Source organism: Streptomyces asoensis (genome assembly GCF_016860545.1).
Classification (GTDB): domain Bacteria; phylum Actinomycetota; class Actinomycetes; order Streptomycetales; family Streptomycetaceae; genus Streptomyces; species Streptomyces asoensis.
The window spans coordinates 332,498-354,804 of record NZ_BNEB01000003.1; the positions used below are offsets into that span (position 1 = coordinate 332,498).

22 protein-coding genes, 2 tRNA genes and 1 pseudogene are annotated in these 22,307 nt (G+C 73.6%); 10 read left to right on the forward strand and 15 right to left on the reverse strand.

The genetic code is table 11. The annotated features are described in order from the left end of the window. Positions 1-9: 9 nt before the first annotated feature. Entirely contained in the window at positions 10-741 is a 732-nt protein-coding gene (locus Saso_RS14225) for a maleate cis-trans isomerase family protein (RefSeq protein ID WP_189918195.1), read from the reverse strand. Between the two features lie 381 nt (positions 742-1,122). On the opposite strand from Saso_RS14225, the gene Saso_RS14230 reads away from it, so the two are divergent. From Saso_RS14230 to Saso_RS14260, 7 genes are all read left to right on the forward strand, one after another. Then, a complete protein-coding gene (locus Saso_RS14230) occupies positions 1,123-2,085 on the forward strand; it encodes a D-2-hydroxyacid dehydrogenase (protein WP_189918197.1) in 963 nt (320 codons plus the stop codon). Positions 2,086-2,199: 114 nt separating this feature from the next. Beyond that, positions 2,200-3,111, forward strand: coding sequence for an ectoine/hydroxyectoine ABC transporter substrate-binding protein EhuB (gene ehuB / locus Saso_RS14235; protein WP_229901039.1), 912 nt, complete (start codon positions 2,200-2,202; stop codon positions 3,109-3,111). After that, the gene (ehuC, locus tag Saso_RS14240) at positions 3,108-3,752 is read left to right on the forward strand and encodes an ectoine/hydroxyectoine ABC transporter permease subunit EhuC (protein ID WP_189918201.1); all 645 of its coding nucleotides are present in this window, start codon (positions 3,108-3,110) and stop codon (positions 3,750-3,752) included. Before ehuB ends, ehuC begins: the two co-directional genes overlap by 4 nt. Beyond that, positions 3,749-4,399 carry an ectoine/hydroxyectoine ABC transporter permease subunit EhuD gene (gene ehuD / locus Saso_RS14245; protein WP_189918203.1) on the forward strand — a complete coding sequence of 217 codons (651 nt, stop codon included), beginning with the start codon at positions 3,749-3,751 and terminating at the stop codon, positions 4,397-4,399. The genes ehuC and ehuD overlap by 4 nt, the downstream gene beginning before the upstream one ends. After that, positions 4,389-5,168 (forward strand): ectoine/hydroxyectoine ABC transporter ATP-binding protein EhuA, encoded by a 780-nt coding sequence (ehuA, locus tag Saso_RS14250; protein WP_189918205.1) that lies wholly within the window; start codon positions 4,389-4,391, stop codon positions 5,166-5,168. Before ehuD ends, ehuA begins: the two co-directional genes overlap by 11 nt. A gap of 298 nt (positions 5,169-5,466) precedes the next feature. Continuing rightward, on the forward strand, positions 5,467-6,219 hold the full coding sequence (locus Saso_RS14255; protein WP_189918207.1) for an IclR family transcriptional regulator: 753 nt from the start codon (positions 5,467-5,469) through the stop codon (positions 6,217-6,219). Between the two features lie 113 nt (positions 6,220-6,332). Next, a tRNA-Lys gene (locus tag Saso_RS14260) sits at positions 6,333-6,406 on the forward strand. Here Saso_RS14260 and Saso_RS14265 read toward each other — a convergent pair. The 5 genes and pseudogenes from Saso_RS14265 to Saso_RS14285 form a co-directional block, all read right to left on the reverse strand. After that, positions 6,372-8,104, reverse strand: a pseudogene (locus tag Saso_RS14265) (AMP-binding protein). The gene Saso_RS14260 and the pseudogene Saso_RS14265 sit on opposite strands and share 35 nt — an antisense overlap. Positions 8,105-8,144: 40 nt before the next feature. Next, positions 8,145-8,606, reverse strand: coding sequence for a DUF3592 domain-containing protein (locus tag Saso_RS14270; protein ID WP_189918209.1), 462 nt, complete (start codon positions 8,604-8,606; stop codon positions 8,145-8,147). Positions 8,607-8,758: 152 nt separating this feature from the next. Continuing rightward, positions 8,759-9,364: a lytic polysaccharide monooxygenase auxiliary activity family 9 protein gene (locus Saso_RS14275; protein ID WP_189918211.1), complete on the reverse strand. Its 606-nt coding sequence runs from the start codon at positions 9,362-9,364 to the stop codon at positions 8,759-8,761. 143 nt (positions 9,365-9,507) lie between these two features. Then, the gene (locus tag Saso_RS14280) at positions 9,508-10,617 is read right to left on the reverse strand and encodes an SPFH domain-containing protein (RefSeq protein WP_189918213.1); all 1,110 of its coding nucleotides are present in this window, start codon (positions 10,615-10,617) and stop codon (positions 9,508-9,510) included. Between the two features lie 235 nt (positions 10,618-10,852). After that, entirely contained in the window at positions 10,853-12,331 is a 1,479-nt protein-coding gene (locus Saso_RS14285; RefSeq protein WP_189918214.1) for a peptidoglycan-binding protein, read from the reverse strand. 194 nt (positions 12,332-12,525) lie between these two features. Here Saso_RS14285 and Saso_RS14290 point away from each other — a divergent pair. Then, positions 12,526-12,599, forward strand: a tRNA-Lys gene (locus Saso_RS14290). A gap of 275 nt (positions 12,600-12,874) precedes the next feature. Here the strand turns inward: Saso_RS14290 and Saso_RS14295 are convergent. The 5 genes from Saso_RS14295 to Saso_RS14315 all read right to left on the reverse strand — a co-directional run bounded on the left by Saso_RS14295 (position 12,875) and on the right by Saso_RS14315 (position 17,564). Continuing rightward, positions 12,875-13,564 carry a class F sortase gene (locus Saso_RS14295; protein ID WP_189918216.1) on the reverse strand — a complete coding sequence of 230 codons (690 nt, stop codon included), beginning with the start codon at positions 13,562-13,564 and terminating at the stop codon, positions 12,875-12,877. 3 nt (positions 13,565-13,567) lie between these two features. Then, positions 13,568-14,203 carry a hypothetical protein gene (locus tag Saso_RS14300; RefSeq protein ID WP_189918218.1) on the reverse strand — a complete coding sequence of 212 codons (636 nt, stop codon included), beginning with the start codon at positions 14,201-14,203 and terminating at the stop codon, positions 13,568-13,570. Between the two features lie 103 nt (positions 14,204-14,306). Beyond that, a complete protein-coding gene (locus tag Saso_RS14305) occupies positions 14,307-15,086 on the reverse strand; it encodes an HAD-IIA family hydrolase (RefSeq protein WP_189918220.1) in 780 nt (259 codons plus the stop codon). A gap of 160 nt (positions 15,087-15,246) precedes the next feature. After that, entirely contained in the window at positions 15,247-16,215 is a 969-nt protein-coding gene (locus Saso_RS14310) for a hypothetical protein (protein WP_189918221.1), read from the reverse strand. Positions 16,216-16,421: 206 nt separating this feature from the next. Beyond that, positions 16,422-17,564, reverse strand: a complete 1,143-nt coding sequence (locus Saso_RS14315; protein WP_189918560.1) for an ROK family transcriptional regulator — start codon at positions 17,562-17,564, stop codon at positions 16,422-16,424. Between the two features lie 113 nt (positions 17,565-17,677). Between Saso_RS14315 and Saso_RS14320 the strand changes: the two genes are divergently transcribed. Both Saso_RS14320 and Saso_RS14325 read left to right on the forward strand, forming a co-directional pair. After that, a complete protein-coding gene (locus Saso_RS14320) occupies positions 17,678-18,820 on the forward strand; it encodes a Gfo/Idh/MocA family protein (protein ID WP_307822228.1) in 1,143 nt (380 codons plus the stop codon). Continuing rightward, positions 18,820-19,329, forward strand: coding sequence for a heme-degrading domain-containing protein (locus tag Saso_RS14325; protein WP_189918223.1), 510 nt, complete (start codon positions 18,820-18,822; stop codon positions 19,327-19,329). Before Saso_RS14320 ends, Saso_RS14325 begins: the two co-directional genes overlap by 1 nt. Before the next feature lie 242 nt (positions 19,330-19,571). Here the strand turns inward: Saso_RS14325 and Saso_RS14330 are convergent, their stop codons facing one another. The 4 genes from Saso_RS14330 to Saso_RS14345 all read right to left on the reverse strand — a co-directional run bounded on the left by Saso_RS14330 (position 19,572) and on the right by Saso_RS14345 (position 22,285). Further along, positions 19,572-20,429 (reverse strand): fumarylacetoacetate hydrolase family protein, encoded by an 858-nt coding sequence (locus Saso_RS14330; RefSeq protein WP_189918225.1) that lies wholly within the window; start codon positions 20,427-20,429, stop codon positions 19,572-19,574. Positions 20,430-20,584: 155 nt separating this feature from the next. Continuing rightward, positions 20,585-21,298: a YidC/Oxa1 family membrane protein insertase gene (locus tag Saso_RS14335; RefSeq protein WP_189918227.1), complete on the reverse strand. Its 714-nt coding sequence runs from the start codon at positions 21,296-21,298 to the stop codon at positions 20,585-20,587. Between the two features lie 97 nt (positions 21,299-21,395). Next, complete coding sequence (locus tag Saso_RS14340; protein WP_189918229.1) at positions 21,396-21,707, reverse strand: DUF6412 domain-containing protein; 312 nt, start codon at positions 21,705-21,707, stop codon at positions 21,396-21,398. Positions 21,708-21,757: 50 nt separating this feature from the next. Further along, entirely contained in the window at positions 21,758-22,285 is a 528-nt protein-coding gene (locus tag Saso_RS14345; RefSeq protein WP_189918231.1) for a winged helix-turn-helix transcriptional regulator, read from the reverse strand. Between the last annotated feature and the right edge of the window lie 22 nt (positions 22,286-22,307).

Below are 22,307 nucleotides of genomic sequence, written 5' to 3' on the forward strand. Positions count from 1 at the left end.
GGGGGCCGGTCAGACCTGCACGATCGGCTCCCGGGTGAACAGGGTGCCCAGGCTCGGCGCGTTCACGCGGCGGTCCGCCAGCCGCAGGGCCTCCCAGACCGTGACCTGGTTGGCCGTGAGGACCGGCTTGCCGAGCTCCTTCTCCAGGGCGGGCAGACAGGCGGCCGTGTGCAGGGCGGTGTGAGGGATCAGGACCGCGTCGGCGTCGGGCGCGTCGGCCGCCCTCGCCAGCGCGGTGACCTGCGCCTCCTCCCAGGCGGCGACCTCGGCCGCCGTTGCGGCCGGGGCGCTGTGCACGCCGGTCACCTCCAGACCGCCGGCCCGCAGGAACCCACCGAACAGGCCGGCGACGTCGTCGGGGTAGGCCGCGGCGACGGCGACCCGCCGGGCCCCGATCTCGCGGGCCGCGTGCACGAAGGCGAAGGAGGTCGAGGAGGCCGCCATGCCGGCGGTGGTGGCCAGCGTGCGCACCTGTTCCTGGGCGCCCTCCCAGCCGTGCACGAAGCCGCCGCTGGTGCAGGCCCACACGATCGCCTCGGCCCCCGCCAGCCGCAACTGCTCGACGCCCTTCGTCAGCCCCTCGGGGTCCCCCATCTGCCGCAGTACGTCGACCCGGTGCGAGTCCTCCCCGAGGTCCGTGTGGACCAGGTCCAACCGGACGTCGCTGCCCAGGAGCTGCTCGATACGGGGGTAGTCGTCCTCGGCCGAGTGGCCCGGGTAGAGAAAACCGAGTGCGGTCATGTCCAGCCTTCCTGCTGCTGCTCTTCTTCCGGCAGGACCGGGGGCTCCTGCGGTACGGGCGGTTCCCGAACCGTCCGGGTGTCCGGCAGCCCGGCTGCCACACGCCCGCCGGTGCTCCCGCGCCGCCCGGGGCCCGCGGGCGGTGCTCCGGCGGCGGCGCTTGTCACGGTCCCACCGCTCGGATACCCGGTCGGCGCGACACCGCCCACACGGTCACCTGGTTGGCCGAGAAAGGCCCCCGCCCCCGCGGGCGCCGCCGCGACGGCGGGGCGGCCCCGCAACCCGGCATCCGGCCGGGCGTGTTGACGGCGGTCGGTCCGGGTGCGAACGTGGGCGATCCGCGCACGTCAGGCACCTGGTCACGCACATAGGGGGCACCGGATGGCCGTCGGCCCCGCACACCTGCCCACGCTCCTCGTGCTCGACGCCGATCCCCTCCCCCGGCTCGGCCGCCTCACCGGGCGGGTCCGGGTGCTGCACACCGACGAGGCCTCGCTCGCCGCCCGGCTGCCGGAGGCGGACGTCCTGCTGGTCTGGGACTTCACCTCGCGTGCCGTGCGCGCCGCCTGGCCCGGCGCGGGACCGCGTCCCGGCTGGGTGCACACGGCGAGCGCGGGCGTGGACCACCTGCTCTGTCCGGAGCTGACCGCGTCCGGGACGGTGGTGACGAACGCGCGCGGGATCTTCGAGGAGCCGATCGCCGAGTACGTCGCCGCCCTGGTCCTGGCGATGGCCAAGGACCTCCCCCGGACCTGGGAGTCGCAGCGGCAGGGCGAGTGGCGGCACCGGGAGGGGGCGCGGGTGGCCGGGACCCGGGCCGTCGTCGTCGGGTCCGGGCCGATCGGACGGGCGATCGCCCGGACGCTGAAGGCGCTCGGCGTGACCGCGGCCGTCGTCGGCCGCGTCCCGCGCACCGGCATCCACGGGCCCCAGGACCTGGACCGCCTCCTCGCGCGCGCCGACTGGGTGATCGCCGCCGCGCCGCTCACCGACGCGACGCGGGGCATGTTCGACACCCGGCGGTTCGGGGTGATGCAGCCCTCGGCCCGGTTCGTGAACGTGGGCCGCGGCCCGCTGGTCGACGAGGACGCGCTGGTACGGGCCCTGGAACGGCGGTGGATCGCGGGCGCCGCGCTCGACGTCCTCACCGAGGAGCCCCTGCCGCCGGACAGCCCGCTGTGGCGGGTCCCGGGGCTGCTGATCTCGCCCCACATGAGCGGTGACACCGTCGGCCGGTGGGACGAGCTCGGCGCGCAGTTCGTCGACCTGTTCGAACGCTGGGCGGCGGGCCGGCCGCTGAAGAACGTGGTCGACAAGGAGCGCGGGTACGTTCCCGGACACTGACGTCCCCGCCCCGGACGTGCCCCGCGCGAGCGTGCCGGGGAGACCTCGGGGCGGTCGTGTGCAGCCCGCGGTGCGCGGCGCATACGACGAATGGTCCTGGGTAGCCGCGCCGCCATGGCTCCACCGACCAGATTCAGTCAGCGCACACACACGACAGGAACCACACGCCGATCGCTGCTCGCGGGGGTGGCGGCGCTCGGCACGCTCGGCGCCGCGGGCTGCTCACGGGTGGCGACCGCCTCGACCGCGCCGGGCGGGGACCTGCTGGACAGACTGCGGGCCCAGGGCGTCGTACGGCTCGGGATAGCGGGGGAGATCCCCTTCGGGTACATCGACCGGGACGGCCGGCTGACCGGGGAGGCGCCCGAACTGGCCGAGGTGGTGTTCAAGCGCCTCGGGGTCGACCGGGTACAGCCCGTGCCCACGGAGTTCGGCTCCCTCGTCCCGGGACTCGGCTCCCAGCAGTTCGATGTCGTGGCCGCCGGGATGTACATCAACCCCGACCGCTGCGAGCAGGTCATATTCGCCGACCCGGACTACCAGATGCTGGACGCTTTCATCGTCCGCAAGGGGAACCCGAAGGGGTTGCACACCTACCAGGACGTGGTGGAGAAGGGCGCGAGGTTCGCCACCGGGACCGGGTACGCCGAGATCCAGTACGCGGTCGAGGCGGGGTACCGGCAGAGCGACATGCTGATCGTGCCGGACCAGGTGGCCGGGCTGAACGCCGTCGAGGCGGGGCGGGTCGACGTCTTCGCCGGTACCGCCCTCACCGCCCGTGAGGTCGTGAAGAAGTCCTCCAAGGCAGAGGCGACCAAGCCGTTCGCCCCGCTCGTCGGCGGCAAGCCGCATGTCGACGGGGGCGGGTTCGCCTTCCGGCCGACCGAGACGAAGCTGCGCGACGCCTTCAACGTCGAGCTGCGCAAGCTGAAGAAGAGCGGCGAGCTGTTCCGGATCCTGCGGCCCTTCGGCTTCACCGAGGCCGAGATGACCGACCTGACCGCGAAGGAGCTGTGCGGCGGATGACATCGGGACTCTGGGAACTCGTCCTCAAGGGGATCTGGACGACCGTGCAGCTGCTGGTGTTCAGCGCCGCGCTGGGCGCGGCCGTCTCCTTCGCCGTCGGGATCGCGCGCACGCACCGGCTGTGGATCGTGCGCTTCCTGGCGGGCTTCTACACCGAGGTGTTCCGCGGGACCTCGGCCCTCGTGATGATCTTCTGGGTGTTCTTCGTGCTGCCGCCCGCCTTCGGCTGGCAGTTGGTGCCGATGTGGGCGGGCACGCTCGCGCTCGGCCTCACGTACGGCGCGTACGGCTCGGAGATCGTGCGCGGCGGGCTGCTGGCCGTCGACCCGGCGCAGCGGGAGGGCGGCATCGCGCTCGGCTTCACGTCCGGGCAGCGGCTGCGCAAGATCCTGCTGCCGCAGGCGGTGCCGGAGATGATCCCGCCGTTCTCCAACCTCCTGGTCGAGCTGCTCAAGGGCACGGCCCTGGTGTCCGTCATGGGCATGGGCGACCTGGCCTTCAGCGGCAACCTGGTGCGCCTCGCGCTCCAGGAGAGCGCGGAGATCTACACCTACGTCCTGCTCATCTACTTCGTGATCGCGTTCCTGCTCACCCGGGTGATGCGCGGTCTCGAGAACCATCTGAAGGCGGGTGTGCGATGAACTGGGACTGGAACGCCGTCCGCGACTTCATGCCCTTGTTCCGGGAGGGGCTGCTCGTCACCCTCCAGGCGCTGGTCCTGGGATCGCTGATCTCGTTCACGCTGGGGCTGGTGTGGGCGCTGCTGATGCGGACCCCCACGCGGTGGGTGCAGTGGCCGGTCGGGATCGTGACCGAGTTCGTCCGGGACACGCCGCTGCTGGTGCAGCTGTTCTTCCTCTTCTACGTGCTGCCCGAGTGGGGACTGACCCTGTCGGCGATGGCCACCGGGGTGCTCGCGATCGGGCTGCACTACTCGACGTACACGATGCAGGTCTACCGGGCCGGTATCGAGGCGGTGCCGGCCGGTCAGTGGGAGGCGGCTACCGCGCTGAACCTGTCGAAGGCCCGGACCTGGCGTGCGGTGATCCTGCCGCAGGCGGTCCGCCGGGTCGTGCCGGCGCTCGGCAACTACGTCATCTCGATGCTCAAGGACACGCCGCTGCTCATGGCGATCACCGTGCTGGAGATGCTCGGCCGGGCCCGGCTCTTCTCCCAGGAGCACTTCCGGTTCACCGAGCCCCTCACGGTGATCGGCGTGGCCTTCATCGTCATCTCCGCCCTCGCCTCCTTCCTTCTGCGCACCTTGGAGCGACGCCTTGTCCGTTGAAACCCTGAAGCAGCCGTCCGGCACCCCCGAGAGCTCCGAGCTGATCCGGCTGGAGGGGGTCACCAAGCGGTTCGGGGACAACACCGTCCTCGACCATCTGGACTTCTCCGTGCAGCCCGGCAAGCACGTCACCCTCATCGGCCCGTCGGGGTCCGGCAAGACCACGATCCTGCGGCTGCTGATGACCCTGGCCAAGCCCGACGAGGGCACCATCACCGTCGACGGGCAGCGGCTGTTCCCGGCGCCGGAGAAGCAGGTCCGCGAGGTCCGCAAGAAGATCGGGATGGTGTTCCAGCAGTTCAACCTGTTCCCGAACATGAGCGTGCTCAGAAACCTCACGGAGGCGCCGGTCACCGTGCTCGGCCTGTCCAAGGACGAGGCGGAGGCGAGGGCGCGCGAGCTGCTGGACCTGGTGGGCCTGGCCGACAAGTGCGACGCGAAGCCGTCCCGGCTGTCGGGCGGGCAGCAGCAGCGGGTGGCGATCGCCCGGGCGCTGGCGATGCGGCCGCAGATCCTGCTCCTGGACGAGGTCACCTCGGCGCTGGACCCCGAGCTCGTCGCGGGCGTCCTGGACGTCCTGCGGGACATCGCCCGCTCCACCGACATCACGATGCTCTGCGTGACCCACGAGATGAACTTCGCCCGGGACATCTCCGACCAGGTCCTGATGTTCGACGCGGGCCGGGTCGTCGAGGCGGGCCCGCCGGAGCAGATCTTCGGCTCGCCGGAACAGGAGCGCACCCGGGAGTTCCTGAGCGCGGTGCTCTAGGGGGTGTCCGGGACTTTCCCGGAGTCCGGGCGGCTGCGCGCCGGGCTCCGGGAGGTGAGCACCGCTCAGGTTCCCAGGTCCCGGCGCCGGGTCCTGCCGGAGGCATATGCCTGCGGGTCGGCGCCGCAGCTGAGGGGGCCGGGGCCGGACCATATTCTCGTCAACAACCTCTCGTCGCGGCTCCCTTGGCCGCTATCGTGGAAGCGATTCACTGCCAGGATCAGGGATCACGGCCATGAAGCGACCAGGGGGGAACCGTGGCGCTCACGCCCTGCACCACGATGCGAGGTGAGCCGTCATGAGGGTCGAGCCGACCGCGCCGTACCACTCGGCCCAGGAGGCGCTGCGGGTCCTGGAGACCGTGGCCCGCCACTCCGCCGGGGTCACCGACGCCGGGCTGGCCCGCGAGAGCGGCCTCACCCCCGAGCGGCTGACCCCCCTCCTGCGCATGCTGCGCCGGGAGGGATACGTCGAGCAGCTCGCCGACGGGGCGTACGTCACGGGAGAGGCCCTGACCCGCCTCGCCTCCGCCCACCTGCGCGAGCAGGCCTTGCGCGACCAGCTCCGGCACACCCTCGACCGGCTCCGCGACTGTGTCGGCGCCGCCGTCTACGTGAGCCGGTACGTCGACGGCGAGGTCACGATCACCCAGTACGCCGACGGCCCCGCCACCCCGTCGGTCAACGAGTGGGTCGACTTCCGCTCCTGCGCCCACGCCACCGCGCTCGGCAAGAGCCTGCTCGGCCAGCTCGACCACAACGGCCGGCGCGACCACCTCTCCCGGCACAAGATGGCCAGGCTCACCTCCCGCACCATCACCAGCGACAAGCTGCTGCTGTCCCGGCTGGAGGCGCAGCCGCCCACGGTCCCGGTCCTCGACCTCCAGGAGTACGCGATCGGCACGGTCTGCGCGGCCGTCCCGATCACCGCCGGCGCCACGGCGGGCTGCCTGGCCCTCTCCCTGCCCGTCGAGCACGCCCACCGGCTCCGCCAGGCTGCCGAGACCCTGAACAGGAACGCGGCACCCGTCCTGCTGTCGCTCGCGATCTAGCGGCGCCCCCGACGGGCGGTCCGGCAGCGCCCCCGAAATGGTCCGGAGCACCCCCGCGGACCAGGTAGTATTTTCTCCGTCGCCAGCCGCCGAAGGCGGAGGGCGGGAGTCATGCGCCGCTAGCTCAGTTGGTTAGAGCAGCTGACTCTTAATCAGCGGGTCCGGGGTTCGAGTCCCTGGCGGCGCACCGGTGAAGGGCCTCTCGTGAAGACGAGGGGCCCTTCGGCGTTCCCCCGCCCTCGCCCCCGGCGGCCTCGGCGTCCGCCTCCGTCAGTTCCCGGTAGGCCGTCCCACCCGGCGGGCACCACCACACCGGGTCGGCGCAGCGCACCCCCTCCTGCCGCAGCCGCGCCCGGTGGATCTTGTTGGTGGCGGTGACGGGCATCCGCTCCAGCACCCGCACGAAGCGGGGCGCCATCTTCGTCCCCAGGTCGGGCTGGGCGCCGAGGAACGCGGCGAACCCGGAAGGGTCGAAGGTCCCGGCGAGCGCGGCCATCACCTGGTCCCCGGTCACCGGGTCCGGCACCGCGTAGACGGCCACGGCGGCCGTCCCCTCGTACCGGGCGAGGATGTTCTCGATCATCGCGGCGGCCAGGTTCTCGCCGTCGACGCGGAGCCGGTCGTCGGTGCGGCCGGCGAAGTAGAGGTAGCCGTCGCGGTCGCGGCAGAAGAGGTCGCCGGTCCAGTAGGCCCCGTCCTCGCGCCGCCGCTCCGCCTCCGCCCGCGGGTTGCGCCAGTAGCCCTCGAAGGGGTTGGGGCCCCGGTTGACCAGCTCCCCGATCGCCCGCTCACCGTTCAGGAGGCGTCCGGCCGCGTCGAACTCGGCCGGCGGGCACTCCTCGCGCGTCTCCCGGTCGAGGACGACGAGGCCCGGCCCCGCCCGTCCGACCGCGCCCGCGGGGGTCCCCGGCGACCACTGCACCGCCGCCCCGCCCTCCGAGGAGCCGTACCCCTCCACCAGCCGCACCCCGAAGCGGCACTCGAAGGCGGCCGCGTCCACCGCCCCCGCCTCGGTGCCGAAGCCGAGCCGCAGCGGGTGGTCCCGGTCGTCGGGGCGCGGCTCGGTGGCCAGGACGTACTGGATCGCCCGGCCCACGTAGGTGAAGTACGTCGCCCGGTAGCGCCGGACGTCCGCCAGGAACCCCGACGCCGAGAACCGCCGCCGCAGGGCGACCCCGGCCCCGGCCACCAGGGCGGGTGCCCAGTCGGCGATCACCGCGTTGCCGTGGAACATCGGCATGCAGACGTAGTGGACGTCGTCCCGGCGAACGGAGAACTGTCCGGCCAGCGAACGCCCGGCGGCGGCCAGGCGGCCCTGGGTGCAGATCGCGGCCTTGGGGGCGCCGGTCGAGCCGGAGGTGAAGTAGAGCAGGAGCCGGTCTGCGGGGGTGGCCCGCGAGGGGTCCGGGCGGGCGCCGGCGTACGGGGCGAGCAGCTCTTCGTACTCCGGGGTGCCGGTGACCAGCAGCCGGATCCGCCCGCGCCGGTCCGCACCCGGGCCGGGGGACCCCCAGGGCAGGCCGAGGTCCGCGAGGAGGGGGAGGTGGGCGTGCTCGGTGATCAGCACACGGCACTCGGTGTGCAGGACGTCCCGGGCCAGTTCGGCTCCCCGCCGGGTGGGATTGATCCCGGCGACGGCCGCGCCGGCGAGGGCGGCGGCCGACAGCCAGAGCGGGAACTCCGGGGTGTTGTCCAGCAGGACCGCCAGGTGCGGCGGGCCGTCGGACGGCAGCAGGTCGGCCAGCAGGGCCGCCCGGGCGGCGGCGCCTGCGGCGACCTGGTGATGGGTGAGGACGTCGTCCTCACGGCTCACAGGGTTCTGGCACCACAGCCCGGGCCGGTGGTCGCCCCACCGGCCCGCCACGAGTTCGGCGACGGACTCCATGGCCGCGCACGGTAATTGACGAGTCGTCAGATGTGGAGCCCTACGGCAGGAACCCGTCCGGCCCGGCGGACATCGCGTGGACGGTGACCATGAAGAGGACGCAGAGGGCGATGCCCGCGCACAGGAACAGCAGCAGGAACCCCGACTCGGCGAGGAGCCGGCCGCGCGCGGGCACCCGCGCCGTGGCCTCCTCCGGGCGCCCGGCCGCGTAGTGCACGGCGACGACGTCGCCTTCGAGGGTCGTCGCCGGGCCGTGCGCCTCCTCGAAGCGGACGGCCCGGCCCTCGCGGGTGGTGAACTCGTAGACGTGGTGCAGGGTCGTGCCGACCACGGTGTCGCCGCCGCCGCTGACCGTCGTGTACGAGCGCAGACAGCGCGCCTGTGCGACGAGGCCGCCGCGCCACGCCCGGGCGGTCCGCCGCGCACGGCGCACCAGCCCGGCCGCGCCGCACAGCAGGCCGGCGATCATCACCGCCGGCACGGCATAGAAGAACGCTTCCATCGACTCCCCCGGGTCCTGGTACCGGCCTGGTCGGCCGGTGTGCGGAAACGTACCCGCGCCCGGGTCCGGAGGAGCTCAAGCGATGCTCAGAACACGGGTGTCCGGGACACGGAGGCCCGCCCGGGGCACCGATGCGTCCGGGACACCGGCGTTCAGAACGTGACGTCGGAACAAGCGTAGAACGCGTTGGTCGTGTCGGCGATCGTCCACACCGCGACGATCATGTGACGTCCGCTGAGCCCGGACGGCAGCGTGCCGCTGTGCGAGAGGGTGGACGGGGGCCGCTGACCGCCGTAGGGCACGGTCAGGAACGGGGTGAGGTCGAGGTCGGAGCGGGCCAGGTTGTGGTTCTGGTTCCAGCCCTGCTTGGTGACGTAGTACTTGAAGTCGGTCGTGGCGTGCATGGCGGTGAACTGCCAGCGGAAGGTGTAGCTCTGACCGCCGTTCACCTTGGTGGCCGGCCAGGCCCCGCCCGACGGGGTCCTGGGGCTGTCGAGCTGGGCGAACCGGGTGTTGTTCGCGGAACAGATCCGCCCGTCGGCCGCCCCCGACGCCGGGAAGCCCTTGGGCCCCTCGACGCTCTGCGGCTCCCACTGGATGTCACCGCAGTTGGGGACGGTGCCGTTCTGGCAGACCTTCTGCCGGCTGACGGGGAGGTCGGTGTAGCCGTGTCCGCTCGCGCCCCCGGTGGTGAGCACGAGGGCTCCCGCCGTGGTGAGGCCGAGCGCGGCCGCGTACCACTTGGTCTTTTTGCGCATGCTGCCGCTCCTGGAGAACGTGGGGAGTTCACTGAGCTGAGCCGTGCAGGTCTAGACCAAGTTCGAGATTATTGCCGTTTCTTGGCTGTGTCCATATCGACGACACGTCGGACCGCCGGCACGGCGGCCCGACGTGTCGTCCGTCACGGCCCCTGTTCCCCACGCCCCGAACAGAAGGCGACCGTCAGGTCCTTCACCAGCGCCTTGCGCTCGTAGTCGTCGAGTTCCACCAACCCGCGCATGGTCAGCCGGGTCACCGTGTCCTCCACCGAGTCCACGACCGACGTCAGCATGCTCGCCCGCTGCTGCGCGTCGAGCGCGGCGATCCGGCGGCGGTGCATCGCGGCGGCGACCTCGGGCGCGTACTCGATCCGCAGCGGCCGCACCGAGTACACCTCCAGGCCGACCGCGCCCGCGTCCAGCGCGACCCGCCCGGTCAGCGCCTCCCCCGCCGCCTCCACCGAACCCCGCCCGGCGCCCGACGGCTCCACCGGGATCCGGGCCAGGGCCGCCTCCACGCACTCCCGCAGATACGCCTCGTGGTCCTCCACACCGAGCGTGGCCCGCGCGGTGTCGCGCACCCGCCACACCACCAGCGCCACCACCCGCAGCGCCACGCCGCTGCCGTCGGCGGCGGGCATCGGCTCACTGCGCCAGTGCCGCAGCCGTACGTCCACCCGGCGGCGCAGCAGCAGCGGGTTCACCCACAGCAGACCGGTGCGCCGCACGGTCCCGCGGTAGCGGCCGAACAGACCGAGCACCCAGGCCCGTCCGGTACGCCCCCGGGCCAGACCGCCGAAGCCGAACAGCCCCAGCGCGCCCGCCCCCGCGTACACCGCCCACTGCGCCGGACCGAGACCGGCGCCCGCGAGCACCGGCAGCCGCAGCACCTGCACCGCGTGCGGCGGCAGCACCCCCGCCCACCACGAGGCGGCCACGCAGCCCGCCGCCCCGCACAGGCCGGCGAGGACCCCCACCGCACCCGGCAGCACCCGGGCCGGCCGCTCCACCAGGTCCGGGTCCACCTGCGCCACCGGGCGGGGTTTCGCCGGCGTCGGCCTGCGCAGCCTCGGCTGCTCCCCCGTGCCGACGCGACGGCCCACCACGGCGGGCCCGAGCGGTACGGGCCGCGGCTCGGGCTCGTCGCGGAACAGCAGATGGACGGGGATCTCGGTGGTCTGCTCGTTCTGGATGAGCCGGGTGGGCCTGGACGGGCCCTCGGACTCGGGAGTGTGTGACGTGGTCGTGTTCATGCGTGCCTCCAGCCTCCGCGCCAGATACGCCATGACAGTGAACTGAGGGGATCGGGGTGACCGCCGGATCCCGGGCGGGCCGCGGGGCGGATGTCCCGGGGCGAGCCCCGGCCGGGCTCCGGACCGCTCCCCCGAGGGGTCTGCGAGCGGGTCGCGTGCGGGTCGTTCGTGGGTGTTCGCGGGTCGCGAGCGGGGCGTGACGGGTGGTGCCCGTCGGCACCGGGCGGCACCGGGTCTAGGAGAAGAGGCGCCGCCAGGTCTCGGGGCCGGGGTAGCCGTCCGCGGTGCCGCCGCGCCAGCCCTGGGCGCGCTGGAAGGCCTCCACCGCGTGCCGGTCCGCCGCGCCCCAGCGCGGACCGGGGCCTGCCGTGTAGGGGCCGCCGAACCCCTTCTTGATCAGCTGCTTTCCCAGCTGGGTGACGTACGCGTTCTGCGCGCCGGGCCGGAACCGGTCCCGGCCGGGGTACGCAGGAACGCGTGGCCGGGTCGGCACACCCGGCGAACCGGCCGCCCCGGTCCCGGCCCCCTGCCCCGCACCGGCGGAGGGCCGTCCGCCGGAACCGGCCACCGGACCGGAGCCGGCTCCCGTCCCGGAGCCGTTGCCGGGGGCGCTGCCTGTCGCCGGGGACCAGCCGGGCGCGATGTCCCTGCCCCGGCCGGAGACCAGCAGCGCCCAGGTCCTCGGTCCCGGGATGCCGTCGGCGTCCGCGCCGCGCCAGCCCTGGGCCTGCTGGAAGGCCACGGTGGCCCAGCCGTCCGACGCCGACCACCTCGGGCCCGGACCCGAGGTGTAGAAGCGTGCGCCGCCGCGCTCGACGAGGAGCCGCCCCAGCTGGGTGACGTACCGGTTGTCGGCGCCGGGCCCGAAGGCCGCCCGTCCCGGGAAGGGCGTCGCCGCGGCCCCCGCGGCGCCGGGCTTGTTCCCGCCGCCGTCACCCGCGGCGGTCTGGGTGCCGGAGCCGGGCGTGGCCGCTGCGGTGAGGCCCTTGTAGCGGTAGGGGACGTAGCGACTGGAATGGCTCCAGTAGGCATAGGGAGTGGCCTGCCGGCGCGTGGTCGGACGGGTCTGCTCGTAGACGATGTAGTAGCTGTGGGTGTAGTCCGTCCAGCCGCCGAAAATGACGACGTGCGAGCCTTTCTCGGGGTCGGTCGGATTGTGGAAGAGCAGAATGTCACCCGGCTGGAGCTGTTCCTTGGTGATCCGCGTCCCGTACTGGTGGAGACTGCCCGTCCATTCGTTCCCGGGAAGGTTCCAGGCCATGGAGACGAATCCCGAGCAGTCCTGCCGGTAACCGTCGTACCAGTAGGAGTTCATGCTGTAAGGAACCTCGGCCGAGACCCAGTCCCGGGCGCGGCGGATGATGTCCGCCCGGGTCGTCGGGGGCGTCCTGACCGGTCCCGCCGCTCCCTGCGGGCGGGCCGGCTGCCCCGCGGGACCGTGCAGCGGGGCCTTGCGGCCCTGCGGGGTCTCGGGCTCGTCACCTGCGGGAACGCCGGGCCGGTCGGGAGCCTTCGGGGCGGCGGAGGCGGGGACCGCGTGGGCGGCGCCGAGCGCGGCGGCCGCCGCGGTGGCGACGATCACCGCGCGATGGGCGACCGGACGGCCGACGGACGGGGCGGTCGGGGAATGCACCGCCGTCCGCCGCCGCGACACGCATCCGGGGCATTCGCAGTCGCTCCCGGGATCGAATTCCTCGAATACCGGAGAGCCCATGCGATTCCCTTCACACTCCAGCTGGAAATGTCCGCGACTTTGCACGTCCGCCAGTTTCTCAACTGTCTTCCCGACGCGCATGCTGACGGTCCGAATGATGTACACGGCGCCCGCCCGGAGCAGTGGCCCGGCGGGCCCGCGGGCGGGTGGTCCTGGGCACCCCCGGGGGTCCTGTAGAGTTGTCCCGTCAGCAGGCGCCGCTAGCTCAGTTGGTTAGAGCAGCTGACTCTTAATCAGCGGGTCCGGGGTTCGAGTCCCTGGCGGCGCACCGACACCGAAGGCCCTCCGCGAGAGCGGGGGGCCTTCGTCGTGCGCCCGCACAGGGCTCCGGCGGGGCCCGCACCGCCGGCGGGAGCGGCGAAGGACGGTCGCGGGACGGTCGTCATCCCCTCGTACGGGGTAGGTGAACCTGACAAGGCGAACCCCACAGCCTCCCGCGCCGGTCGCCGGGTTACTCCCGCAGCCCGGGCGCGCGCGGTCGAGGACCGGCCCGGTCGGCGGTTTCGGGGGAGCGGGCCGTCGACCGGGCGAGGTGACGTCGCATCAGACACCCGCGCCCTTGCCCGTGCCCGTCCCCGTCCCCGTCCCCGTCAGATATGCCGACACGACCACGTTGGCCGTGTAGCCGCCGCTCACCCGGTCGAAGGTGCCGCCGCAGGTGATCAGGCGCAGCTCGGCGCGCCCCGCGCGGCGGGGACCGTAGGCCTGCCGGGCGTCGAAGCGGTCGCGCCGGATCACCTCGACGGCGTCGACGGTGAACTCGGCGACCTTCCCGTCGTCGCGGACCACCCGCACCGTCTCGCCCGGCTTGAGCGTGCTGAGCTTGTAGAAGACGGCGGGCCTGGTCTCGGTGTCGACGTGCCCGACCAGCAGGGCGGCGCCCCGGGTGCCGGGCTGCGCGCCGCCGGCGTACCAGCCGACGGCGCCGGCCTGGTCGAAGGGCGGCGGGTCGACGGCACCCTCGGTGTCCAGCCCGCGGGCGACGACCGGGGCCCGCACGCCCAGGTCGGGGATGTCGACCCGCTGCGGCAGCGCCTGCCCGAGGGGCTTGGCGGGCGGCGGGAGTCCGGCGTCCGGTGGACGGCCGACCGCGGCCATGTCACCGGTGGCCGAGGCGGACGTCCCGTTGCGCACGTCGGTCACCTCCCGCCCCCACAGCCACAGGCCGAGCAGCAGCAGCACCCAGGCCAGGCCCGTCAGAAAGCGACCGGAAGCATGTTCGCGGTCGGACATCGTTCATTCCGCCCTGCGTCTGCGCTGCACCCCGCGGAAGGCGACGGCGGCCGCGGCGACGCCCGCGAGGACCAGCCCGACGACCGCCTGAGCGGTACCGGGGCCCCTGGCGTCCGCCTGCTCCTCGTCCACTGCGGCGAGGGGACCCAGCGGAGCGGTGCCGCCACCGCCCGCGTGGACCGGCGCGACGGGCGAGGCGGGCACGGACGGCCCGCCCGGCTCCGCCGACTGCGGTGACTGCGGTGACTGCGGTGACTGCGGGAGCGGCTCGGCGGACTTCGACGCGACGATCCTGATGCGGCCCTTCACCGTGAAGTCGACGCAGCTGATCCGGACGTCGTAGGTGCCCGCCCCGATCGAGGAGCGCACCCGGGTGTCGCCGACGAGCGTGCCGTCCGGGCCGCCCCCGCCGACGAGTCGCGCGTCGGCGACGAAGGCGTCCGACACGGCGGTGGCCGTTCGGCCGGCGCAGCCGCCCACCTTCAGCGTGACCTCGTCGCCGGGCCCGGGGGCGGACGGCGTGACCGAGACACTGCCCGCCTTGTCGCCGCTGCCCTCGCCCGAGGCGTACGCCGTCGGGACGAGCACCGCGGCGGCCACGGCGGCGGCCGCACAGAGAGTGATTTTCAGTGAACCCATCGTGAACCTCCAGCTGATGGGAGACTCCCCCGCCCGGACCCGTGGCGCATCCTCAGGCGGGGTATCACTGCTCCGTACGAGTGGCTCACACGGTGTGACGGTTTCAGATCACGTCGACGAGATCCGCGATCGAGTCCACGATCCTCGACGGGCGGTACGGGAAGTTCTCGACCTGTTCGGGGCGGGTCAGCCCGGTGAGCACCAGGAAGGTCCGCATGCCGGCCTCCATGCCCGCGAGGACGTCGGTGTCCATCCGGTCGCCGATCATCGCGCTGCTCTCGGAGTGCGCCCCGATGGCGTTCAGCCCGGTGCGCATCATCAGCGGATTGGGCTTGCCCGCGAAGTACGGGTTCTTGCCGGTCGCCTTGGTGATCAGCGCGGCGACCGCTCCGGTGGCCGGCAGCGCGCCCTCGGCGGACGGGCCGGTCTCGTCCGGGTTGGTGCAAATGAACCGGGCACCGTCGTTGATGAGCCGGACGGCCTTGGTCATCGCCTCGAACGAGTAGGTGCGGGTCTCGCCGAGGACCACGTAGTCGGGCTCGTGGTCGGTGAGGATGTAGCCGATGTCGTGCAGCGCGGTGGTCAGTCCGGCCTCGCCGATGACGTACGCGGTCCCCTCGGGCCGCTGGTCGTCCAGGAACTGGGCGGTCGCCATCGCGGAGGTCCAGATGTTCTCCGTCGGCACCTCGAGGCCCATCCGCCGCAGCCGGGCGTGCAGATCGCGCGGGGTGTAGATCGAGTTGTTGGTGAGGACCAGGAACGGCTTGCCCGAGTCCCGCAGCTTCTTCAGGAAGGCGTCGGCGCCGGGGATCGGCACACCCTCGTGGATGAGCACACCGTCCATGTCGGTGAGCCACGACTCGATGGGCTTGCGGTCTGCCATGTGCTCGGTCTCCCTGCCGTGCGCGGGTACGCGGTTGCCGCGCCGGTACGCGGTGCTGCGCCTGCACGCGGTCGCTGCGTGCGCCCCAGCCTAAACACAGGCCGGATCTTGAGGGAATGGCCGGTTCCGAGGCGTCCACCGGCTGGGACGCGCCCCCGGATCAGCGACGGCGGCGGGCGAGTCGGCGGGCCAGCAGCAGGACGGTTCCGGCGGCGAGCAGACAGGCGGTGCCCGCGACGAGGGCGGCGGGTGACGTCAGGCCGGTGCGGGCGAGCTCCTCGGCCTCGTCGGCGAGGGAGAGGCGGCCGGTGTCCGTGGCGGAGGCGTCGGGAGCGGGCGGGGCGGTGGACGTGGGTCCCGGCGTGGACGGGGGCGCGGCCGGATCGCGGCCGGGGGCGGCGGACTCCCGGGCGGTCCCGCCGTCGGGGGCGCCGCTGGATGCCGGGGCGGTGCCCGGATCGCTCGCGCTCTCGTGGTCGTGGTCGGCGTCGGCGTCGGCGTCGGGGGGCGAGCCCGGCACGACCTTGAAGCGGTAGTCGTTCGACTGCCCGATCCAGTCACCGTCGTCACCGTGCCGCTGGACGACCGCCGCGTTGGCGGTGACGGTGTCGGGCGCGGTGTCCGAGGTGAGGGCGAGGCGCAGCTTGACGGAGAGGGTCCGCCCCGGGCCCACGGTGAAACCGGCGAAGCGGCCTGCGCCGGCGGCCTGCCCGGATGCGGCCCCGGACGCCGCGCCCGTCGCCGCCGAGTCGTCCGCGGGGCCGTCGGTGAACGCTCCGACCAGCTCGTCGTCGTCGGTGTGTTCCAGGCGCACCGGGTGCGGGCGCCCGCCGGCGTAGAACTCCAGGTGCGCCTGGGACGGCTTCAGCGTGCGTCCGCTGTCCACCAGGACGACGACCGGGTGGATCTCGTCGCACGTCCGGCCGGTGGTGTTGGTGAGGTCGAGGTACCAGGTGCCGTATCCGCCCCCGGCCCGGTAGGTGTCCGGGCCACCGCGCAGACGGGTGGTGAGGGGGAAGTCGGCGCCGTCGGGCCGGGCGCAGCTCGGGCCGGCTTCCGCGCGGGCGGGAGCGGGAAGGAGGGCGGCGGCCACGGCGAGGCAGAGGGAGACAGGCGGGCACAGTCGCATGAACACGTGAGCCTGGGGCAGACACCGCCCGTCGGCGGACAGGCACACTGTACGACCGTACGAATCCCCTCGTTCGGCGCAGACCCCCGCCCGCGGCCGGCCCCCGCCCGCAGTCTCCGTGCCTCGGGTCGTTCACGGCCTCCGTGCGTCCCGTCCCTCGCGGTCTCCGGTGCCTCCGGTCGGCCCCCGGGGTCGCGGCGCAGGGCTCAGCCGTCGCCCCGGCCGAAGACCGGGGCCAGGAGGAGCTGGGCCGCGCCCCGGGCGACCGCCCGGGGGCCGCCCGGGGCGAGCCGCACCGGGACGGCGCCCTCGCGGGAGCCCTCCCGCCGGGCGCGGGCGTCGAGGACGGCGGCGACCCCGCGCACGAACGGCTGGGGGTCGGCCGCGATCGTGCGGCCGCCCAGCAGCACGGCGTCGATGTCGAGCAGCCCGGCCAGGTTCGCCGCGCCCTCGCCGAGGACCCGCGCCGCCTCGGCGACGTCCCCCCGGTCGATGGCCGCGAGGCACAGCGCCTCGACACAGCCCCGGTTGCCGCACGGGCAGGGGGGCCCGTCCAGCTGGATGACCTGGTGCCCGAACTCCCCGGCGCCGGTGCGGGTGCCGCGGTGCACGCTCCCGCCGATCACCAGTCCGGCACCGAGGCCGGTACCGAGGTGGAGGCAGGCGAAGGAGCCGCGTTCGCCGCCGACGGCGAGGCCCAGCGCGGCAGCGTTGGTGTCCTTGTCGACGACGACCGGCACGCCGAGCCGCGCGGCCAGCGCGTCGCGCAGCGCGAACCCGTCCCACTCGGGGAAGCCGGTGACCCGGTGCAGCACGCCCCGGACATGGTCGAGGGGCCCGGGCAGCGCCACCCCGGCGCCGAGCAGCGTCGACGCGACCGCGTGGTCCTCGACCACCTCCGTCACCCGCCGCACCACCGCCCCGAGCACCGTCCCGGCCCCCGCGCCCAGCGAGAGCGCCACCCGGCGCTCCGCCACCACGCGTCCGTCGAGGTCGGCCAGCACCACCCTCAGCTCGTCCCGGTCGAGGTGGACGCCGACCGCGTGACCGGCCTCGGGGACCAGCCGCAGGACGGTGCGCGGCTTCCCGCCGGTCGACGCGCGCCGGCCCGCCTCGGCCACCAGGCCCTCCTCGCGCAGCCGGGCGGTGATCTTGCTGACCGCCTGCGGGGTGAGTCCGGTGCGTTCGGCGAGTTCCAGACGGCTGATGCCGTCCGGCCCGGCGGTGCGCAGCAGGTCGAGCACGAGCGCGGCGTTGTGACTGCGCAGGGCGAACAGGTTCACCCCGGCCGGGCGTTCCCCGGGCACCCCCGGGGCGGGGTCCGGCGAGCCGCCGGTGCCTGCCGCCATGCCGGTCTCGGACACCTCGGCGGCGTCCGGGCGAGCTTGCGCGTTCGTCCTGTTCACGAGGCCATTGTCTCCTGCGCTTGCACTTTGGCAACAGCGTTGCGAAAGTGGACGGTATGACTGGACGCACACCTGGTGAGACCGACTCCGACCCCACCGCCGAGACCGGCGCCCGGACCCGCGGCCCGGCGGCCGCCCCGCTGCGCGTGGGCCTGATCGGCTACGGCCTCGCGGGCTCGGTGTTCCACGCCCCGCTGATCGCCGCCACCGAGGGCCTGGTCCTCGACTCGGTGGTCACCTCCGCCCCCGAGCGAGGAGAACAGGCCCGCGCCGAGTTTCCGGACGTGCACGTCGTGGCGACCCCGGACGGCCTCCTGGCCCGGGCCGACGAGCTGGACCTGGTCGTCATCGCGTCCCCGAACAAGACGCACGTCCCGCTCGCGACCGCGGCCCTGAAGGCGGGCCTGCCGGTCGTCGTCGACAAGCCCGTCGCCGGCACCGCCGCCGAGGCACGGGAGCTGGCCGCCCTCGCCGAGGAGCGTGGCCTGCTGCTCTCCGTCTTCCAGAACCGCCGCTGGGACAACGACTTCCTGACCCTGCGCAAGCTGCTGGACGGCGGCGAACTGGGCGACGTCCGGCGCTTCGAGTCCCGCTTCGAACGCTGGCGGCCGCTGCCGAAGGGCGGCTGGCGGGAGTCCGGCGACCCCGCAGAGATCGGAGGTCTGCTCTACGATCTCGGCAGTCACCTCGTCGACCAGGCACTGGTGCTGTTCGGTCCGGTGGCCTCCGTCTACGCCGAGGCGGACATCCGCCGGCCGGGCGCGGAGACCGACGACGACACCTTCATCGCGCTCACGCACACCAGCGGCGTCCGTTCCCACCTGTACGCCTCCGCGACGACGCCCCAGCTCGGCCCGCGCTTCCGGGTGCTGGGCTCGGCGGCGGGCTATGTGAAGTACGGCCTGGATCCGCAGGAGGCGGCCCTGCGCGAGGGCGGGCGCCCCGACGGCACTCCCGGCTGGGGCACCGAGCCCGAGGAGCTGTGGGGCCGCGTCGGCGCCGGGGAGTCCCCGCTGACCGGCGGCGGCAGGCCCGAACGGACCCTCCCCGGCGACTACCCGGCCTACTACGCTGCGGTGGCCAGGGCACTGATCGACGGCGGCGCCAATCCGGTGCCCGCCGCCGAGGCGGCCGCCGCCCTGGAGGTACTGGAGGCGGCCCGCCGTTCGGCACGAGACAAGGTGGCGGTGACGCTGTGATGGGAACCCACCAGATGACCCCGAAGTTCACCCCGGAGATCACCCCGACCCTGGAGGAGCTCCAGGCGCAGGAACGCCGGCTGGTCTTCCGCCGGTTCACGAACGACGACGCGTGGGAGCTGGGGTCCCTGCTGGTGGAGCTGGCCCGTGAGCGCCAGGCACCGGTCGCCGTCGACATCCACCGCGCGGGCCAGCAGCTGTTCCACGCGGCGCTGCCCGGCTCCACGCCCGACAACGACGCCTGGATCGCCCGCAAGCGCCGGGTGGTGGAGCGCTTCGGCGCGTCCTCCTACCTGGTGGGCTCCCGGTTCCGCGCCAAGGGCACGACGTTCGAGGACTCCTCGCGCCTGGACCCGGACGAGTACGCGGCCCACGGCGGCTCCTTCCCCGTCAACGTGGAAGGGGTCGGCATCATCGGCGCGGTCACGGTCTCGGGCCTCCCCCAACTGGAGGACCACCGCTTCGTGGTCGAAACCCTGACCCAGTACCTGGAGAAACACCAGCACTGACCCGCGCCCCTCCAGGAGCGCGGGGAACTGCGCCCCTCCAGGAGCGCGGGGAACTGCGCGCCTCCAGGGGCGCGGGGAACTGCGCGACCAGCCACGACCGGCCCGCAGCCGCCCACGACCGACAGCCGACGGCGACCGACGGGGGGCCGACGGCGGTCGACGGGGGGCCGACGGCCGGTCGACCGCCGCCGCCTGACGCCCGCCGGCCAACCGCCGTCACCCCCCGCCCCCCAGCGGAGCGCTCACGCGTCTTTGAACTCCTGCCGCTGACGCCCCAGCCCGCCGATCTCCAGCTCCACCACGTCCCCGGCCCGCAGGTACGGCTTGGGCTCAGGCTCGCCCATGGCCACGCCCGCGGGCGTCCCGGTGTTGATGACGTCCCCCGGGTACAGGGTCATGAACTGGCTGACGTACCGGACGACCTCGCCCACCGGGAAGATCTGTTCGGCCGTGGTGCCGTTCTGCTTCAGCTCCCCGTTGACCCAGAGCCGCAGCGGCAGGTCCTGCGGGTCGGCGACCTCGTCGGCCGTCACCAGCCAGGGGCCCAGCGGGTTGAACGTCTCGCAGTTCTTCCCCTTGTCCCAGGTCCCGCCCCGCTCGATCTGGAACTCCCGCTCGGACACGTCGTGCGCGACGGCGTACCCCGCGACGTGCGCGAGCCCGTCCCGCGCCGACTCCAGGTAGCGGGCGGTACGTCCGATGACGACCGCCAGCTCCACCTCCCAGTCGGTCTTCTCGGACCGGCGCGGCACGAGGACGGTGTCGTAGGGCCCCACCACCGTGTCCGCCGCCTTGAAGAAGACGACGGGCTCGGCGGGCGGCTCGACCCCGGTCTCACGGGCGTGGTCGTGGTAGTTCAGCCCGATGCACACGATCTTGCCGATCCGGGCCAGCGGCGGCCCGACGCGCAGCCCGGTCGCGTCCAGCACCGGCAGGTCCCCGGACGCGGCGGCCGCGCGGACCCGGCCGAGCGCCTCGTCGTCGGCGAGCAGCGCGCCGTCGATGTCCGGGACGACGCCGGAGAGGTCCCGCAGGACCCCCTGGGGGTCGAGCAGCGCGGGCCGCTCCGTTCCCGCCGTACCGACTCGCATCAGCTTCATCGTCACCATCTCCCTCGATCGCGGGTCACGCACCCGTCCGACGGGTGCAGCCATCGGAGGACTGGTCGATCCTCCAAGCTCGCGATCGGGTCCGCAAGCCCCCGTTCACGGAGTGGACCGGGGGCGCGCGACCCCGGGCCGCCCGCGCGGACCCGTCACCGGTACAGGGCCGCCCGTTCGAGCGCGCTCCAGGTCGTGCTGGTGATCACGTACAGCGCGGCGGCCAGCGGTACGACGGCCACCGTGACCAGCGTGAAGAAGGACAGGAACGGCATGGCCTTGGCGACCGCGCCGAGTCCGGGCACCTCCGGGCCCGCGCCGGCGCCGGTGACGGCCTCGGGCAGCGGCACCCGCCGCGCGCGGACGAAGTTGAAGGTGGCGACGGCCGCGACGACGGCGAACAGAGCCAGGTAGACGAGTCCGGCGGCGCCGAACACCCCGCCGCCGGACAGCGCGTCCGTCCAGCGCTCGCCGAGGGGCGCGGCGAACAGCCGGTGCCCGAGCAGCGCGTTGTCCTCGCCGCCGATCGAGGAGCTGGAGAAGAGGTGGTAGAGCAGGAAGAAGGCCGGTATCTGGCACAGGCTCGGCAGCAGCCCGGACAGCGGCGACACCTTCTCCTCGGCGTGCAGGTCCAGCACCGCCCGCTGGAGACGCTCCGGGTTCTTCGCGTGCTTGCGGCGCAGCTCGGCGATCCTCGGCTGCAACGCCGTACGGGCCTTCTGACCCCGGGCGGCCGCCCGGGACAGCGGATGGACGAGGAGTCGTACGAGCGCGGTGAACAGGACGATGGCGGCGGCCGCGGCGGTGGCGCCGAACAGCGGGTGGAGCAGGTCGGCGAGGTGCTCGACCAGGCTGGCGAAAACGGACATGGGTGAGGAGCCCTCCGGGGGTCTCGTCGTGCCGGTGAACGGGGCTGCGGCGTGACGACCCGCGTGGGTCACTCGTGGACGGCCGGACGGGCCGGCCCTACGCGACGGTCGCCGGGAGGGCGTGGCCGGGCGCCCTGGGGCGCGGTCGGCCGGAGGCGTCGGGGTCGCGTTGCGGCAGGAAGGCCGTACGGCGGGCCCGGTCCCTGATGGCCGTGCGCACCCGGGTGGGCGGGACGGCGGGGGCGCTGCGGGCGGCGACGAGGGTGCAGACGGCGAGCGCGGAACCGGCGGCCGCGGTCGCGGCGAGCGCGACGGCGGCCGGGAGGCTGCCGGCGTCGAGGAGCACGACGTCGACCAGGAGGAGGAAGAGCACGAGCGCGGGACGCGGCACGAACCTGCTGCGCGTCATTCCCGGCCCCCCTCCCCCTCGGTTCCTGTGCTTCCCGTGCTTCCCGTCGGTTATACCTGACCGGCCTCGAGCGGCTCCAGAAGCCTTCTGGGCTTCAGCAGCGCCCGGCTGACCGGATCCGCCGGGTCGGTGTCGAGCCCCGGCCCCGGCACCATGAGGACGTCCGGGACCGGTACGACAGTTCCGCAGGCGGGGCACTCGCCGTACGGGCCGAGTTCGGTGCCGCACGCGGCGTGCCGGAAGATCCGCAGCTGGGCCTCGCCGAAGTGCTCGCGCCCCCACAGGCCCAGCGAGCGCAGCGTCGGCCACAGGGCGATCGCGCGGTCGGTGACGACGTACTCGTCGCGCGGCGGGGACTGCTGGTAGCGGCGCTTCTCGAGGATGCCCTCCGCGGTCAGCGCCTGGAGGCGGGCGGCCAGCACGGCCCGCGGGATACCGAGGTGGACCAGGAAGTCGTTGTAGCGCCGGACGCCGTAGAGCGCGTCGCGGACGACGAGGAGCGTCCAGCGTTCGCCGACGACCTCCAGCGCCCGAGCGATCGAGCACTCCTGTGCCGCGTAGTCCTTGCCGAGTGCCATGCCGCCCACTGTAACCATTTAC

Coding starts and splice junctions, on each gene's coding strand:
- Saso_RS14225 (WP_189918195.1), bottom strand. CDS start 741: ATGACCGCACTCGGTTTTCTCTACCCGGGCCACTCGGCCGAGGACGAC.
- Saso_RS14230 (WP_189918197.1), top strand. CDS start 1,123: ATGGCCGTCGGCCCCGCACACCTGCCCACGCTCCTCGTGCTCGACGCC.
- ehuB (WP_229901039.1), top strand. CDS start 2,200: ATGGCTCCACCGACCAGATTCAGTCAGCGCACACACACGACAGGAACC.
- ehuC (WP_189918201.1), top strand. CDS start 3,108: ATGACATCGGGACTCTGGGAACTCGTCCTCAAGGGGATCTGGACGACC.
- ehuD (WP_189918203.1), top strand. CDS start 3,749: ATGAACTGGGACTGGAACGCCGTCCGCGACTTCATGCCCTTGTTCCGG.
- Saso_RS14255 (WP_189918207.1), top strand. CDS start 5,467: ATGAGGGTCGAGCCGACCGCGCCGTACCACTCGGCCCAGGAGGCGCTG.
- Saso_RS14270 (WP_189918209.1), bottom strand. CDS start 8,606: ATGGAAGCGTTCTTCTATGCCGTGCCGGCGGTGATGATCGCCGGCCTG.
- Saso_RS14275 (WP_189918211.1), bottom strand. CDS start 9,364: ATGCGCAAAAAGACCAAGTGGTACGCGGCCGCGCTCGGCCTCACCACG.
- Saso_RS14280 (WP_189918213.1), bottom strand. CDS start 10,617: ATGAACACGACCACGTCACACACTCCCGAGTCCGAGGGCCCGTCCAGG.
- Saso_RS14285 (WP_189918214.1), bottom strand. CDS start 12,331: ATGGGCTCTCCGGTATTCGAGGAATTCGATCCCGGGAGCGACTGCGAA.
- Saso_RS14295 (WP_189918216.1), bottom strand. CDS start 13,564: ATGTCCGACCGCGAACATGCTTCCGGTCGCTTTCTGACGGGCCTGGCC.
- Saso_RS14300 (WP_189918218.1), bottom strand. CDS start 14,203: ATGGGTTCACTGAAAATCACTCTCTGTGCGGCCGCCGCCGTGGCCGCC.
- Saso_RS14305 (WP_189918220.1), bottom strand. CDS start 15,086: ATGGCAGACCGCAAGCCCATCGAGTCGTGGCTCACCGACATGGACGGT.
- Saso_RS14310 (WP_189918221.1), bottom strand. CDS start 16,215: ATGCGACTGTGCCCGCCTGTCTCCCTCTGCCTCGCCGTGGCCGCCGCC.
- Saso_RS14315 (WP_189918560.1), bottom strand. CDS start 17,564: ATGGCGGCAGGCACCGGCGGCTCGCCGGACCCCGCCCCGGGGGTGCCC.
- Saso_RS14320 (WP_307822228.1), top strand. CDS start 17,678: ATGACTGGACGCACACCTGGTGAGACCGACTCCGACCCCACCGCCGAG.
- Saso_RS14325 (WP_189918223.1), top strand. CDS start 18,820: ATGGGAACCCACCAGATGACCCCGAAGTTCACCCCGGAGATCACCCCG.
- Saso_RS14330 (WP_189918225.1), bottom strand. CDS start 20,429: ATGAAGCTGATGCGAGTCGGTACGGCGGGAACGGAGCGGCCCGCGCTG.
- Saso_RS14335 (WP_189918227.1), bottom strand. CDS start 21,298: ATGTCCGTTTTCGCCAGCCTGGTCGAGCACCTCGCCGACCTGCTCCAC.
- Saso_RS14340 (WP_189918229.1), bottom strand. CDS start 21,707: ATGACGCGCAGCAGGTTCGTGCCGCGTCCCGCGCTCGTGCTCTTCCTC.
- Saso_RS14345 (WP_189918231.1), bottom strand. CDS start 22,285: ATGGCACTCGGCAAGGACTACGCGGCACAGGAGTGCTCGATCGCTCGG.